The sequence below is a fragment of the Novosphingobium sp. 63-713 genome, assembly GCF_001898925.1.
In the GTDB taxonomy this organism is placed as follows: domain Bacteria; phylum Pseudomonadota; class Alphaproteobacteria; order Sphingomonadales; family Sphingomonadaceae; genus Novosphingobium.
The window spans coordinates 133,754-147,957 of the sequence record NZ_MKVS01000008.1; the positions used below are offsets into that span (position 1 = coordinate 133,754).

The 14,204-nt window shown below is 64.4% G+C and carries 13 protein-coding genes; 5 read left to right on the forward strand and 8 right to left on the reverse strand.

Features of this window, described 5'->3' with window-relative positions:
* Positions 1-58: 58 nt before the first annotated feature.
* Positions 59-1,423 carry a bifunctional UDP-N-acetylglucosamine diphosphorylase/glucosamine-1-phosphate N-acetyltransferase GlmU gene (glmU, locus tag BGP00_RS05795; RefSeq protein ID WP_292690120.1) on the reverse strand — a complete coding sequence of 455 codons (1,365 nt, stop codon included), beginning with the start codon at positions 1,421-1,423 and terminating at the stop codon, positions 59-61.
* A gap of 60 nt (positions 1,424-1,483) precedes the next feature.
* Here glmU and BGP00_RS05800 point away from each other — a divergent pair, with 60 nt between their 5' ends.
* Positions 1,484-2,161 (forward strand): HAD-IA family hydrolase, encoded by a 678-nt coding sequence (locus BGP00_RS05800; protein ID WP_292690118.1) that lies wholly within the window; start codon positions 1,484-1,486, stop codon positions 2,159-2,161.
* Here the strand turns inward: BGP00_RS05800 and BGP00_RS05805 are convergent.
* Genes BGP00_RS05805 through BGP00_RS05820 form a run of 4 tightly spaced genes read right to left on the reverse strand, consistent with a single transcriptional unit; the run spans position 2,158 to position 5,269 of the window.
* Positions 2,158-2,508 (reverse strand): DUF2794 domain-containing protein, encoded by a 351-nt coding sequence (locus BGP00_RS05805; protein WP_168604593.1) that lies wholly within the window; start codon positions 2,506-2,508, stop codon positions 2,158-2,160. The genes BGP00_RS05800 and BGP00_RS05805 overlap by 4 nt on opposite strands.
* A gap of 9 nt (positions 2,509-2,517) precedes the next feature.
* Positions 2,518-3,246 (reverse strand): serine O-acetyltransferase EpsC, encoded by a 729-nt coding sequence (gene epsC, locus BGP00_RS05810; protein ID WP_292690116.1) that lies wholly within the window; start codon positions 3,244-3,246, stop codon positions 2,518-2,520.
* A 55-nt stretch (positions 3,247-3,301) separates the two neighbouring features.
* Positions 3,302-3,931, reverse strand: a complete 630-nt coding sequence (locus BGP00_RS05815) for an ATPase (protein WP_292922928.1) — start codon at positions 3,929-3,931, stop codon at positions 3,302-3,304.
* A gap of 18 nt (positions 3,932-3,949) precedes the next feature.
* Positions 3,950-5,269, reverse strand: coding sequence for a heavy-metal-associated domain-containing protein (locus BGP00_RS05820; RefSeq protein ID WP_292690112.1), 1,320 nt, complete (start codon positions 5,267-5,269; stop codon positions 3,950-3,952).
* Between the two features lie 98 nt (positions 5,270-5,367).
* On the opposite strand from BGP00_RS05820, the gene purM reads away from it, so the two are divergent.
* On the forward strand, positions 5,368-6,477 hold the full coding sequence (gene purM / locus BGP00_RS05825; protein ID WP_292690110.1) for a phosphoribosylformylglycinamidine cyclo-ligase: 1,110 nt from the start codon (positions 5,368-5,370) through the stop codon (positions 6,475-6,477).
* Positions 6,470-7,423 carry a phosphoribosylglycinamide formyltransferase gene (gene purN, locus BGP00_RS05830; protein WP_292690108.1) on the forward strand — a complete coding sequence of 318 codons (954 nt, stop codon included), beginning with the start codon at positions 6,470-6,472 and terminating at the stop codon, positions 7,421-7,423. Before purM ends, purN begins: the two co-directional genes overlap by 8 nt.
* Positions 7,424-7,700: 277 nt before the next feature.
* On the opposite strand, the gene ndk is transcribed toward purN, so the two are convergent.
* The 3 genes from ndk to BGP00_RS05845 all read right to left on the reverse strand — a co-directional run bounded on the left by ndk (position 7,701) and on the right by BGP00_RS05845 (position 10,121).
* Positions 7,701-8,123, reverse strand: a complete 423-nt coding sequence (ndk, locus tag BGP00_RS05835; protein ID WP_168604587.1) for a nucleoside-diphosphate kinase — start codon at positions 8,121-8,123, stop codon at positions 7,701-7,703.
* Positions 8,124-8,210: 87 nt separating this feature from the next.
* Entirely contained in the window at positions 8,211-8,651 is a 441-nt protein-coding gene (locus tag BGP00_RS05840) for a DNA polymerase III subunit chi (RefSeq protein ID WP_292690106.1), read from the reverse strand.
* Positions 8,652-10,121 carry a leucyl aminopeptidase gene (locus BGP00_RS05845; protein WP_292690104.1) on the reverse strand — a complete coding sequence of 490 codons (1,470 nt, stop codon included), beginning with the start codon at positions 10,119-10,121 and terminating at the stop codon, positions 8,652-8,654.
* A gap of 131 nt (positions 10,122-10,252) precedes the next feature.
* Here BGP00_RS05845 and lptD point away from each other — a divergent pair, with 131 nt between their 5' ends.
* Positions 10,253-12,574: an LPS assembly protein LptD gene (gene lptD / locus BGP00_RS05850; protein WP_292690102.1), complete on the forward strand. Its 2,322-nt coding sequence runs from the start codon at positions 10,253-10,255 to the stop codon at positions 12,572-12,574.
* Positions 12,575-12,702: 128 nt separating this feature from the next.
* Positions 12,703-14,184 carry a peptidylprolyl isomerase gene (locus tag BGP00_RS05855; RefSeq protein ID WP_292690100.1) on the forward strand — a complete coding sequence of 494 codons (1,482 nt, stop codon included), beginning with the start codon at positions 12,703-12,705 and terminating at the stop codon, positions 14,182-14,184.
* Positions 14,185-14,204: the final 20 nt, after the last annotated feature.

Below are 14,204 nucleotides of genomic sequence, written 5' to 3' on the forward strand. Positions count from 1 at the left end.
CCGGCCATTCCTTGCCGCCCCCATAGGGGGCAAACGCTTTCTGTCCGATTAAGCGGGTTTAGCCCTGCTTTTCGGCCTTTTTCTTCTTCATCGCGTCGTGAAAACGATCGGCCCAGCCGGGCTTGACCATCTGTTCGGCGCGCACCAGCCGCAATTCACCATCGCCCACATCGCGCGAAACGGCGCTGCCGGCGGCCACAATGGCGTCCTTGCCGATACGCACCGGGGCGATCAGCGCGCTGTTCGAACCGATGAAGGCGCGCTCGCCGATCACGGTCTTGTATTTGAAATAGCCGTCATAATTGCAGGTGATCGTACCCGCGCCCAGATTGGCGCCCGCCCCCACTTCGGCGTCCCCGACATAGGAGAGGTGGTTGACCTTGGCGCCCTCGCCGATGGCCGCCTTCTTGATTTCGACGAAGTTCCCGATCTTGGCCTTGGCCCGGATATCCGCACCGGGGCGCAGACGGGCATAGGGGCCAAGCTCGGCCTTGCCGGCCACGGTCGCGCCTTCCAGATGGCTGAAGGCATGGATCGTAACGTGATCCGCCACGGTCACGCCGGGGCCAAACACGACGTTGGGTTCGATCAGCACATCGCGGCCGATCTGCGTGTCCCAACTGAACCACACGGTTTCGGGCGCGATCAACGTGGCGCCATCGGCCATAGCCTGCGCGCGGCGGCGATCCTGCCAGCGGCGCTCGGCATCGGCCAGTTCGGCGCGACTGTTGATCCCGGCCACCTCGTCGGGGTCGGCGGTCACCACCACAGCGGCGCGATCCCCATCGGCCAGCGCGATATTGACGATATCGGGCAGGTAATACTCGCCCTGCGCATTGTTGTTGTCCACCCGCGCCAGCAGCGCGAAAAGATCGCCCGAACGCGCCGCCAGCAGGCCCGAATTGCACAATTTCGTCGCGCGCTCGGCCTCGGTGGCGTCCTTGAACTCCACCATCTTCACAATGGCATCGCCATCGGCAATCACGCGGCCATAGGCCAGCGCATCATCAGGCGCAAAGCCCAGAACGACCACCTTGGGCGCATCATCGGCATGAAGCCGCTCGATCATCGAGCGCATCGTCTCGGCCGTGACAAAAGGCACATCGCCATACAGCACCAGCACATCGCCATCAAAATCGGCCAGCGCGTCCTGCGCCATCTGCACCGCATGGGCCGTGCCATGCTGGGGATCCTGCACGGCGATGGCCGCCCGCGCGCCCAGCGCCTTTTCCAACTGATCGCGGCCATGCCCCGCCACGACCACCTGACGCGCAGGCGCCAGATCCGCCGCGCTCGAAAGCAGATGCTCAAGCATCGGCCTTCCGGCAATCGGGTGCAACACCTTGTGGGTGTCGCTTTTCATGCGGGTACCCTTGCCCGCGGCAAGGACGATGACGGCGAGCGGTGTCGGGATATTTGTCATACCGCCCCCATGCCAGCAAATCCTTGCAGATTCCATACGGACGCGGCATCGGCATCAGTCATGCACAATTTTCCTTTCGATATCGTCGGATTCGACCTCGACGGCACGCTGATCGACAGCAAGCTCGACCTTGGCGTGGCGCTCAACCATGCGCTCGAACAGGGCGGCTTTGCGACGGTTCCCCTCGACATGATTCCGCGCCTTGTGGGCGGAGGCACGCGGGTGCTGATGGAGCGCGCGCTGGCGGTTCAGGGGGCGACGCTCGACCATGACGGATTAACCGCGATGGCGGCTGAACTGGTGCGTTATTACGAGGCCAATATCGCGGTCCATTCGCGCCTGTTTCCGGGCGGGGCGGAGATGCTCGACGATCTGGCCGGGCGCGGGGTCAGGCTGGCCGTGGTGACCAACAAGATGGAGCGCCTGGCGCGCAAATTGTTTGGCGAACTTGGACTGACGGACCGGTTCTATACGATCATCGGGGGCGACACGCTGGGTCCGGGGCGGCAAAAGCCGCTGCCCGATCTGCTTCATCTGATGGTCGAGCGTTCGGGGATGTCCTCCCCGCGCACCGCCTATATCGGCGACACCCATTTTGACACCGGCGCGGCGCAGGCGGCGGGCATTCCATGCGTGGTGTGCAGCTTTGGCTTCAATCAGGGCCAGACGGGGGAGTTGGGGGCCGATGCGGTGATCGACCATTTCGACGCGCTGGTGCCGACGCTGGAAAGCCTCTAACCCTCGACAGCCTTGAGCAACCGGCGCTCGATGATGCTGAGCACCCCGGCCAGTTCGTGGCCGCGTTTGAGTACCTGCCCGGCCTCGCCGTAAAGCGCCCACATGCCCTGTTTGCCGCGCAGCGAGGGGCGCTTTTCGATCCGCGCCTGCGGCCTTTCGGCGCTGCGTTTAAAGGCGGAGAAACTGGCGGCTTCCTTGCCGAAATCCATCGCATAATCGCGCCATTGGCCCGCCGCGACCATCCGGCCATAAAGGTCGAGGATGCGCATCAATTCGGCCCGATCAAAGGCGACCTGCAAAACCGGGCGGGGAAAGGCAACGACTGTAGGCGGCTTCTCCGGCTCCATCGCGCCGGATTACCCCTTGGTCCCATCGTGGCGCTGATCGGCGGCCAGCAGATCGGCCACCTGCGCGCGCAGATCGGCGGCCAGCAGATCGGCCACCTGCGCGCGCAGATCGGCGATTTCGGCCTCCAGCTTGCAGATGCGCCCGACCGCCGGTTCGGCATCCGCACAAGGCTCCTTGCAAGGCGTGCCATAGGGGATGAAATCCTTGGCCCATGTCTCGGCCGCCACCAGCGTGCTGCGCGCCTTGACCCCCACCATGGTCGCCCCCTCGGGCACATCCTCGGTCACGACCGCATTGGCGCCGACGCGGGCGCGGCGACCAATCGTGATCGGCCCCAGAATCTGCGCGCCCGAACCGATGATGCTGTCATCCGAAAGCGTGGGGTGGCGCTTGCCGCCGATGCCATTGGCCGGATTGGTCCCGCCCAGCGTCACGCATTGATAAATCGTGACATTATCGCCGATTTCCGCCGTTTCGCCGATCACGGTAAAGCCATGGTCGATGAACAGATGCCGCCCGATGGTGGCGCCGGGATGGATGTCGATGGCGGTAAAAAACCGCGCCAGATGGTTGACCGCGCGGGCCAGAAAGAACAGCCGCGCCCGGAACAGGCGATGCGCCACGCGATGGAAACCCACCGCCCACAGGCCCGGATAGAGCAGCACTTCCCAACGCGAACGCGGCGCAGGGTCACGCGCGACAATCGAGTCCAGATAGGCGATCAGACCTGAAATCATCCCTCAAAATCCCTCTGCGCGCCGTGGGCGTCCCACATCCGCCTTATGCTATGCCTTACAACATACGCGGTTCGGCGGACCCATTCAACTCCTCCAGCGCGTCACGCAGGATCGCCTGTCCCGGCGGCGCCTTGCGCTCCAGAGACAGCCGGTCAATCGTCGCCACCAGACGTTCTGCCGCGATATGGGTACGCTCACACCGGCTTGCAAGATAGCGCGCGTGATCGTCGGTCAAAGGCAGCAGGCGCGTTTCGGCATGGGCCGCGATCAGATCGGCCATCATCTCGTCATCGGGCGCCTCAATGTCCAGCCAGAGCGCCGCCCCCATGCGCGAGCCAAGGTCGGGCAACGTGATCTTCCACCCGCCCTCGCGCGCGGTGGTGGTCAACAGCAGAGGCGTCTTTTCCTCCTGCGCGCGGTTCCAGCGGTGAAACACGGCGGTTTCATCCATCGTGTCGGCGTCGTCCAGCGCGACGCCGCCGCTCTCGGCAAACCATGCCGCCAGCAGGCTCTTGCCCGAACGCGGCGGGCCGGACAGAATCGCGGTGCGAAACGGCCAACTGTCGGGCGCGGAAAGCGCGGCAATCGCCGAAGCATTGCCCTCGCCCACGACAATGCGCGCGGCGCTGGGCGACTGATCGGGGGCCAGCGGCAGCGCGAACTGACTGGAAACGGGTTTTTTCATCATTTTGCTCATAAATCTCTATCGGCGGATGCGCAGCGCGGCCCCTGCCACGCTGACCTGCCACCCTGCCTTGCGCAAAGCCGCCGCCAGAGCGTCGGCATTGCCGTTGAACTGCGCGCGCATCACCGAAGTTCCGCCAATCGCGATCGAAGTGGTGGCCGCATTGTCCACGCCCGCCACGCCGCGCACTGCGGCCAGCGCCTGATCCACCGCGCGCGCATCGGGCGAGGCGAATTGAATAGTCAGCGCCGCCGCGCCCGGCTTGGGCTGGGGCGCGACAGGCGCGGCGGCGACCGTTTCGGCGGCGGCGGCTTCGTCTGCGGCATGTTCGGCGGCGGCCTGCGCGGCGGCGGCGGCCTCTGCGGCGCGGCCTGCGGCGATCAACGAGGCCAGCCCCGGATCCATCGTGGGATGATCGACCGACAGCGTGGGATCAGGCCGCAACAGCCCGCGTGACAGCGCATCGGTGTAAATCTGGTCCATCCGCGCCAGCGCCTGCGCCAGCATCGCGGGCACCGCGCCATCATCCGAAGCGGCCAGCTCGAACGAACCCAGCGCGATATTGTCCGGGCCATAGCGCGCGGTAAAAAAGCCCTTCACCGGACCGCCGGGCCATTGCCGCTCCAGCCGCGCCGCCGGGATCAGCACATCGGACGCGCCGAACTGATCCAGCACCCCGCGCCACCACACACGGCTGCGCCGTCCGGGCTGGCCCGCGTTGATGATCAGCGAATCGGCGCCGCCGCCATTGGCGCGCACATAATCAATCGCGCTGGCCCCGGTGCGATATTCGGCCCAGACCTTTTGCCAGGGGCTGCGCACCTCAAACACCTGCGACACCCCGCCCGAGGTCAGCATGGGAATCACCAGCATCGGCGCGGAACGCACCGCCACCCCGCCATTGCCCGCGCCATATTGACCGGCCCGGCCGCGATCAAACGCGATCACCAGTTTGGCGCGATAGCGATGCGGGCCGATTTCCTCGCGGTCCACCACCACGCCCGCCACGATGCTTTCGATCGTCCCCACGTCCAGCGCCGGGCCATGGGCGGCCTCCCACGCTTTCTTATAGGCTTCGCGCCAACCATTGAGCTTGGCGTCCTGCGCGTTCTTGCCAGTGGCGTCGACCTCGATATTGCCGATTTCAATATCGTTGCTGGCCACCACCGGGGCGATGCCGCGCTCGCCCTCGATTTGCGCGAGCAGGTGATCGGGGCCGACAAAAGCCACCCCGCCCGCCAGCAACAGGCCCGCCGCCAGCGCGCCGCGCGCGGCAAAACCACGAGGGAGAAGCGCGATTCTGCCACGCCGTGCGATAAGATTTGCCGGTTTTGTCATGTTCAGGGCCCGCTATTGCCCAATCGGGCATGGAAATCCAAGCAGGAAAGCGCTAGGCGGCCCCCAAACGTGATTTCTTCGCAAGCGAGCAAGGCCCCATGACCGACACCACAGCCTCTGGCCCCACCAATTACACTTATGAGGACGCAGGCGTCTCGATTGCCGCCGGCAATGCCTTGGTGAAGGCCATCGGCCCGCTGGCCAAATCGACCCGCCGCCCCGGCGCAGACGCCGATCTGGGTGGTTTTGGCGGCTTTTTCGACCTGAAGGCGGCCGGTTACAAGGACCCGCTGCTGGTGGCGGGCAATGACGGCGTGGGCACCAAGGTCAAGCTGGCCATCGACCATGACCGCCATGACAAGATCGGCATCGACCTGGTGGCCATGTGCGTCAACGACCTGATCGTTCAAGGCGCCGAGCCGCTGTTCTTTCTCGACTATTTCGCAACGGGCAAGCTGGAAAACGGCGTGGCCGAGCGCGTCATCGCCGGTATCGCGGAGGGCTGCCGCATCGCGGGCTGCGCGCTGATCGGGGGCGAAACGGCCGAAATGCCGGGCATGTATACCGCCGGCGATTATGACCTTGCCGGTTTCTGTGTCGGCGCGGTGGAGCGCGGCGAGCAACTGACCGGCGACCGGGTTGCTGCGGGCGATGTGCTGCTGGGTCTGGCCTCATCGGGTGTGCATTCGAACGGCTATTCGCTGGTGCGCCGTCTGGCCGCCGACAAGGGCTGGAAGCTGGACCGCCCCGCCCTGTTCGACAATGAAAAGCTGCTGATCGACTATCTGATCGAGCCGACTCGCATTTATGTGAAGACGCTGCTGCCGTTTATCCGTTCGGGTCGCATCAACGCTCTGGCGCATATCACGGGCGGCGGTTTGCTGGAAAACGTCCCCCGCGTGCTGCCTGAGGGGCTTCATGCCTTCATCGACGCAGATAGCTGGGAACAGAGCCGCCTGATGGCCTTCCTTCAGGCGCAGGGCAATATCGAGCCGGGCGAAATGGCGCGCACCTTCAACTGCGGCATCGGCATGGTGCTGGCGGTCAAGCCCGAGGAAGCCGAAGCGCTAGCCGCCGATCTGGCCGCTGCGGGCGAGACGGTGTTCCGCATCGGCGAAATCCGCGAAGGCGCGCGCGGCTGCACCGTTTCGGGCAGCGCCGAGGCGTGGAGCGCACGGCAGGCATGGGAAGCCACCCATAATGCATAAAGCAAAGGTCGCCGTCCTGATTTCGGGCGGGGGTACGAATATGGCCGCGCTGCTCTATGCTAGCCGTGCGCCGGAATGCCCCTTCGAAATCGTGCTGGTGGCCAGCAACAATCCTGAGGCGGGCGGCCTGAAACTGGCCGCCGCCGAGGGCGTGCCCACCTTTGCCCTGCCCCACAAGGGCATGGCACGGGCCGATCATGACATGGCGATGGACGCGGCGATCCGGGCATCGGGGGCGGAATATGTCGCGCTGGCCGGTTATATGCGCATCCTGACGGCGGAATTCGTTTCCGGTTGGGCCGGGCGGATGCTCAATATCCATCCCTCGCTGCTGCCCAAATACAAGGGGCTGCACACCCACGAACGCGCCATCGAGGCGGGCGACAGCCATGGCGGCGTGACTGTCCATCTGGTGACGCCCGAGTTGGATGACGGGCCGATTCTGGGCCAGACGCCCGTGGCGATCATTCCCGGTGACACCGCCGAGAGCCTTGCCGGGCGCGTGCTGTTTGCCGAGCATCAGCTCTATGCCCGCTGTCTGACCGAACTGGTGACGCGGCCCTATCGCGCCGACTGGCTGCTGGCACGCGTGTCGGAACTGGCCGCCGCCCTGCCCGAAGTCGAGGCACGTGAAAGCCACGGTTCGCCCGCATGGTCGATCAAGGGCGGCAAATTCTTCGCCTATTTCAATGATCGCCACCATGGTGAGCAGCATATTGCCCTGCTGGTGAAAACCAGTGGGCAGGATGAAATGAACGCCCTGATCGACGCCGATCCCGAGGTATGGTTCCGGCCTGCCTATTACGGGGCTTCGGGCTGGGCGGGCTTGATCCTGAACCGGGCGGATGTGGATTGGGATCAGGTCTCCGATTGGCTGGCGCGGAGCTGGCGCTCGGTCGCGCCCAAGCGGTTGACGCGGTTGATGGATGTGGCGGATCAGTTTTAAGGTTTAAGGGCCTCCGGCGCGCAAAGGGACTCGGTCCCTTTGCAATCCCATGAATGGAGTTGCGCCAAATTTGCCGGGAAACGTTGTTCCGCGAAGCGGTTTAAAAGCCTGCGGCGCTGCAAGGTCGCGCGACGATGATCCGAAGCGCAACAAAGACAGTATAGGGATTGCAAAGGGACGAGTCCCTTTGCCCGCCGGAGGCATAAAACCCACAACAAAAAAACCGCCGGAAGGACCATCCCTCCGGCGGCTTTTTCATGCCATCAAACGGCCGGAATTAACCGACGATTTCTTCCGGCTTGAAGAAATAGGCGATTTCGATCGCGGCGTTTTCTTCCGAATCCGAACCATGGACCGAGTTGGCTTCGATCGATTCGGCCAGTTCCTTGCGGATGGTGCCGGCGTCGGCGTTGGCGGGGTTGGTGGCGCCCATGATGTCGCGGTTGCGCTTCACAGCGTCTTCGCCTTCCAGAACCTGAACCACGACCGGGCCCGAGATCATGAACGAAACCAGGTCATTGAAGAAAGGACGCTCGGCGTGAACGGCATAGAAGCCTTCGGCCTGTTCCTTGGTCATCTGGATGCGCTTGCTGGCGACGACGCGCAGGCCGGCTTCTTCCAGCATCTTGGTGACGGCGCCGGTCAGGTTGCGGCGGGTGGCGTCGGGCTTGATGATCGAGAAGGTGCGGGTAAGCGCCATGTCGTAGGTTCCTTGCGTTGGATGGGCCTTGACGGCCCTGTTGCGCGGCGCCCTAGCCTTTCGCGCTCTCTCCTGCAAGGGTGACCATTATCCCGCTTGCGTCCATTTCCGGCCTTCCCGGCGATAGAAGCGACAGGCCCAGCCCTCGCGCCCTTTGAGCAGACGCCATGTCTCACGTGCGGCGGCACGCTCGGCCTCGCCAAAGACAAGCAGGACGCGGTCGAAATCCCCCTCGCCGGGCTCGCGCCAGACGCCATCGGCCAGAGCAAGGAAGCGCGCGCCGTTGGCCGGGGCCACGTCCTGCGCGATCAGGATGGGCTGGCGCGCATCATGGTCGCCCCCGGCGATGCCATTGGCCAGAAAGCTGGTCGCCCCCGCGCTCCACAAGGCCTGCGAAATCCGCTCACGCGCGCCCGCCTCGCCCGCCACCACCAGCAGGCGACCGCCCGTCTCCAGCACCTTGCCCGCCAGTGGGGCAAGGGCCAGTTCCGGGCCGCCGGTTTCCAGCAGGTAGAAGTCGGCCTGCATTTATTCTGCTTCACGGACCAGCGAGTCGAGCAGGCGCACGCCAAAGCCGGTCGCGCCCTTGTCCCAGGTCGCGCCGGGCTTGTCGGTCCACACCGTGCCCGCGATGTCGAGATGCGCCCACGGAGTCTGCTTCCCGTCAGCGTCCTTTTCGATGTAGCGAGCGAGGAACTGCGCCGCCGTGATCGAGCCGCCGAAACGGCCGCCGACATTCTTCATGTCGGCAATCGGGCTGTCGATCATCTTGTCATAGACCGGACCCATCGGCATCCGCCACAGCTTGTCGCCGGTGGCCGCGCCCGCCTTGGTCAGATCGGCCGAAAGCGCATCATCATTCGAGAACAGCCCGGCATATTCATGCGCAAGGCTCATGATGATCGCGCCGGTCAGCGTGGCCAGATCAACGATCTTGGCAGGCTTGTACTCGCGCTGCACAAAGGTCAGCGCATCGCACAGCACGAGGCGGCCTTCGGCGTCGGTGTTGATGACCTCGATGGTCTGGCCCGACATGGACGTGACCACGTCGCCCGGGCGCTGGGCATTGCCGTCGGGCATGTTTTCAACCAGGCCCAGAACGCCCACCACATTCGCCTTGGCCTTGCGCCGGGCCAGCGTCAGCATCGCGCCCGACACCGCGCCCGCACCGCCCATGTCCCACTTCATGTCCTCCATGCCCGCGCCGGGCTTGAGGCTGATGCCGCCGGTGTCAAAGGTCACACCCTTGCCGACAAAGGCCAGCGGGGCCGCATCAGCCGCGCCGCCGCGCCATTCCAGCACCACCATCCGGGGCGGCCGCGCCGAACCCTGCGCCACGCCCAGCAGTGAGCCCATGCCCAGCGAGCGCATTTCCTTTTCGTCCAGCACGCGGATGTCCACGCCCGTCCCGGCGAAACGCTGGCGGATGCGTTCAACGAAGCTTTCCGGATACAGCACATTGGCCGGTTCGGTCACCAGTTCGCGGGTGAATTCGACGCCCTCGGCAATGGCGGTGGCGGCTTCCCACGCGGCCTGCGCGCCATCGGCGGCGTTCATCACCAGAATTTCCTCAAGGCTGGCCTTTTCCTCGTCCTTGAGCGTGGTGCGATAGCCATCCTGTTTCCACAGGCGCAAACGCAGCGCCAGCAGCACGCTGGCCAATTCATCCGCCGCCAGCCCCGCGCCGTCGAGCAGCAGTTGCGTCGCGCCCGAGGTGCGATACTTGCCCGCCAGCGCCCCGCCCGCCTTTTCCAGCGAAGCGCGGCGGTCGGTATCGGAATCGCCCCCGCCGATGCCCACCAGCGCCAGGCGCCCGATCACGCCATCAACATCGGCAAAGCCTTCAAACACCTGTCCGGCCCGTCCCGCAAAGCGCGCGGCCTTGGCACCGGCCACGATCACGGCGGGCAAACCTTGTTCCCACCCATCGGCGGCCACGAAACGGGCGACCGGCGCAAGGACCGAAGCGGGCGGGCTGGCGAGGAATGTGACGATCATGGTAACTCCTTGCAGGCCGGACGAGCGGCCCGTTCAAAAGCATTGGGTCGGTATTGCGATGCGGTGGGTTGATGCCAATCTCATCGCCTTCATGGATTGCAGTTAGGCATCCCCTCTGCGATAGGCAAGCCATGCCTGCGTTGATTGGGCCTCATGCGCCCCTTACCAAACCGAACCTTTCCATTGTCCTGCGCCGGATGGCGCCATGGGCGGCGCTCTGCGTCGCGCTGGCCGCCGATCCGGCATGGGCGGCAACCATGCGCGAGGCCGGTGGGCTATCGGCGGGGGGGCTGGAAACCGGCGCCGAGGCGGGCGGCCCGGCCGCCGACCTGCCCCAGCGCACGCGCTATGACGAAAACAAGATCGATTTTGCCGCCGATCAGGTCGATTACGACGACACGAATGATGTCGTGATCGCCACGGGCAATGTCTTTTTGCGGCGCGGCGAACAGACCGTGCGCGCCAATACCGTCCGCTGGAATCGCAAGACCGGCCAGATCATGGCGCAGGGCCAGCTTCGCGTGGTCGATGCCAATGGCAACGAATTGCTCACCGACCAGATGGAGTTGAGCGAGGATTTGAGCGTTGGGCTGACGCATAATATGCTGATGCTGATGCGCGAGGGCGGGCGCCTGGCCGCCAATGAAGGGCGGCGCGACACCAACGGCCATTATGTCCTGACCCAGGCGGCCTATACCGGCTGCGACGTGGTGGACAGCAAGGGATGCGAGAAAAAGCCGATCTGGAAGGTGACGGCGCGTCACGTCGAATATGATCCCGATAAAAAGATTGTGCGTTTCAAGGGCGCGCGCCTGTCGCTGTTCGGCGCCTCCATCGTACCTCTGCCCAGCCTTCAGGTGGCGACGGACGGACGGCCCCTGCCCGGTTTTCTGGTGCCCGATTTCCGCACATCGGCGGCCAACGGATTTGAATTTTCCAGCACCTATTACGCCCGCCTTGCCAATAACAAGGATCTGGCCATCACCGGCTATGCCTTTACCAAGGCCAAGCCGATGGCCAAGGTGCATTACCGCCAGTTGGGCGATACGGGCGCGTTTCAGATCACCGGCTATCTGACTCGCTCGGCCGCCACCGACGTTTCGGGCCTCAACACCCAGCAGAAGTGGCGCGGCTATTTCGACGCCAACGGCAAATATCAGCTCTCGCCCAACTGGAGCCTCGATTTTTCCGGCCGCTTTGCCTCCGACCGCACGTTCCTGCGCCGCTATTATATTTCCTCGGACGATACGCTGCGCTCGAACATCAATCTGGAGCGGATCGGCCAGACGTCCTATTTCTCGCTCTCGGGCTGGGCGTTCCAGACGCTGCGCGCCACGGGCACGCAGGGGCTGGTGCCGATTGCCCTGCCGATGATCGACTATCGCCGGCGGTTTGACGAAAACCTGCTGGGCGGCAAGATCGAGGTGCGCGCCAACACGCTGGCCATCACCCGCAGCGCCGGGCAGGACATGCAGCGCGCCTTTGCCAGCGTGGAATGGAACCTGCGCAAGATGACGCCCATGGGGCAGATCATCACGCTGACCGCGCTGGGCCGGGGCGATGTCTATCATTCGACCGACAATCTGTTGACCAGCACCGCCATCTATCGCGGCACCGCCGGTTGGCAGGGGCGCGCCACGGCCACGGCTGCGGCCGACATCACCTGGCCCTTTGTCGGCCCGCTGTTCGGCGGAACGCAGGTGTTGACCCCTCATGTGCAGTTCGTGGCCACATCGCCCACGCCCAACATGCGAATCCCCAACGAGGACGCGCGCGCCATCGAACTCGAAGATATCAATCTCTTCGCGCTCAACCGCTTTCCCGGCTATGACCGGATCGAGGACGGCAACCGCGTGACCTATGGCATGGAATGGCGGCTGGAGCGGCCCAACTGGCGCATCAACGCCAATGTCGGCCAATCCTATCGCCTGACCAGCCAGCCCACCCTGCTGCCTCAGGGCACGGGCCTGTCGGACCGCATGTCCGATATCGTCGGGCGCACCGAAATCCGCTATCGCGATTTCTTCAAGATCACCCACCGTTACCGGCTCGACCACGACAGCTTCGTGTTTCGCCGTAACGAAGTGGACGCGACCTTGGGCAGCGACACGACCTATCTCGAGGTCGGCTATGCGCGCCTGAACCGCAATATCACCACCAGTCAGGAAGATCTGGTCGACAGCAATGAATTGCGCACAGCGGGGCGAATCGCCTTTGCGAAATTCTGGTCTGTGTTCGGTTCGGGCGTGTTCGACCTTTCGGACAAGAGCCTGCTGGCCAACACCAGCACCGCCTCGTTCCAGCCCTTGCGCACAAGGCTGGGCGTGTCCTTCCAGACCGACTGCTTCCAGTTCGACCTGAACTGGCGGCGCGACTATGTGACCATCGGTGACGCCGTGCGCGGCAGCAGCTTTGAATTGCGCTTTTCGCTGCGCAATCTGGGTTTCCGGTAAACGGCCACAAGCATCTGTTGGCAGGGCAAGACAAAGACGCTATCGCCTGCGGCCATGGCGGGGTGGCATATCACGATATGCTCCCAAATCGCTGCTGGCTCAGCCGGGGTTAAGCCCGGAGGGTGCAGATGCACGGCGACAAGAACAGGATCGAGCGCAAGATTATGGTGGTGACGAAAAAGGCAGGATCTGGATCGGGTGCGGCGCGCGTAAGGGCGGTGGCCCGGATGGGCGCGCTCGCTGGCCTGTCTCTGGCGCTGGCCGCGCAAGGTTTCGCGCAAGCCCCCGTGCGCTCCAAAACGCCCAAGGCTCCTGCGACAGCGCCCAAGGCCCCGGCCGCCAAGCCCGCCGAAGCGCCCACGGCCAGCGATCCTTTCGGCATCGGCCAGAATGTGACCATGTTGGGCAAGGACAACCCCAATCTGCGCCGCGCCACCGCCATCGTTAACGGCGATATCATCACCGGCACCGATGTGAACCAGCGTCTGGCGCTGATCCTGGCGGCCAATGGGGGCAAGGTCGCGCCTGAGGAAGTCGAGCGGCTTCGCGCGCAGGTTTTGCGCAACCTGATCGACGAAACGCTCCAGATTCAGGAATCGAAGAACGCCGACATCAAGATCGACGAGGGCGAGGTCGACGGCACCTATGCCCGCGTCGCCCAGGAAAACTTCAAGCAGGAACCGGCCGCGCTCGACGCCTATCTGGCCCGCATCGGCTCCTCGCCCAATTCGCTGAAGCGCCAGATCCGCGGCGAATTGGCATGGAACCGCGTGCTGCGCCGCAATGTCCAGCCTTTCGTCAATGTCAGCCAGCAGGAAGTCAAGGAACTGCTCGAGCGGATGAAGGCGTCGAAGGGCACCGAGGAATACCGTCTGGGCGAAATCTATCTGTCGGCCACGCCCGACAGCCGCGCCGTCGTGGCCGAAAATGCCCAGCGCATCATGAGCCAGTTGAAGGAAGGCGGCAGCTTTGCCGCCTATGCCCGCCAATATTCCGAAGCCTCGACCAAGGCGGTGGGCGGCGATCTGGGCTGGATCCGTCTGGCGCAATTGCCCACCGAACTGGCCGCCTCCGCGCGCGAGATGCAGACCGGCCAGCTCGTTGGCCCGATCGAGATGCGCGGCGGTTTCTCGATCCTTTATCTGATCGACAAGCGTCAGGTGCTGACCGCCGATCCGCGCGATGCGGTGCTTGCGCTCAAGCAGATCACGCTGGCCCTGCCCGCCAATATTGCCGAGGCCGAAGCCAACAAGAAGATCGACGAATTTTCCAACGCGATTAAATCGGCCAAGGGCTGCGGCGGCGTCGATGCGGTTGCCGGCAAGCTGGGCGCGCAGGTTGTCGCCAACGACCAGATCCGCGCGCGCGACCTGCCCGCCCCGCTTCAGCAGTCGCTGCTGGCGCTTTCGCTGGGCGAAACCACGCCGCCGTTTGGTTCGGTGCAGGAAGGCATCCGCATGCTGATGCTGTGCGGCCGCGACGATCCCAAGGCGGCCAGCGGCCCCTCGTTCGAGGAATTGATGTCGCAGATGGAAGAAGACCGCGTCAACAAGCGCGCGCAAATGTACATGCGCGACCTTCGCCGCGACGCGATCATCGAGTATAACTGAGATATCGGGTTTAACTGAGG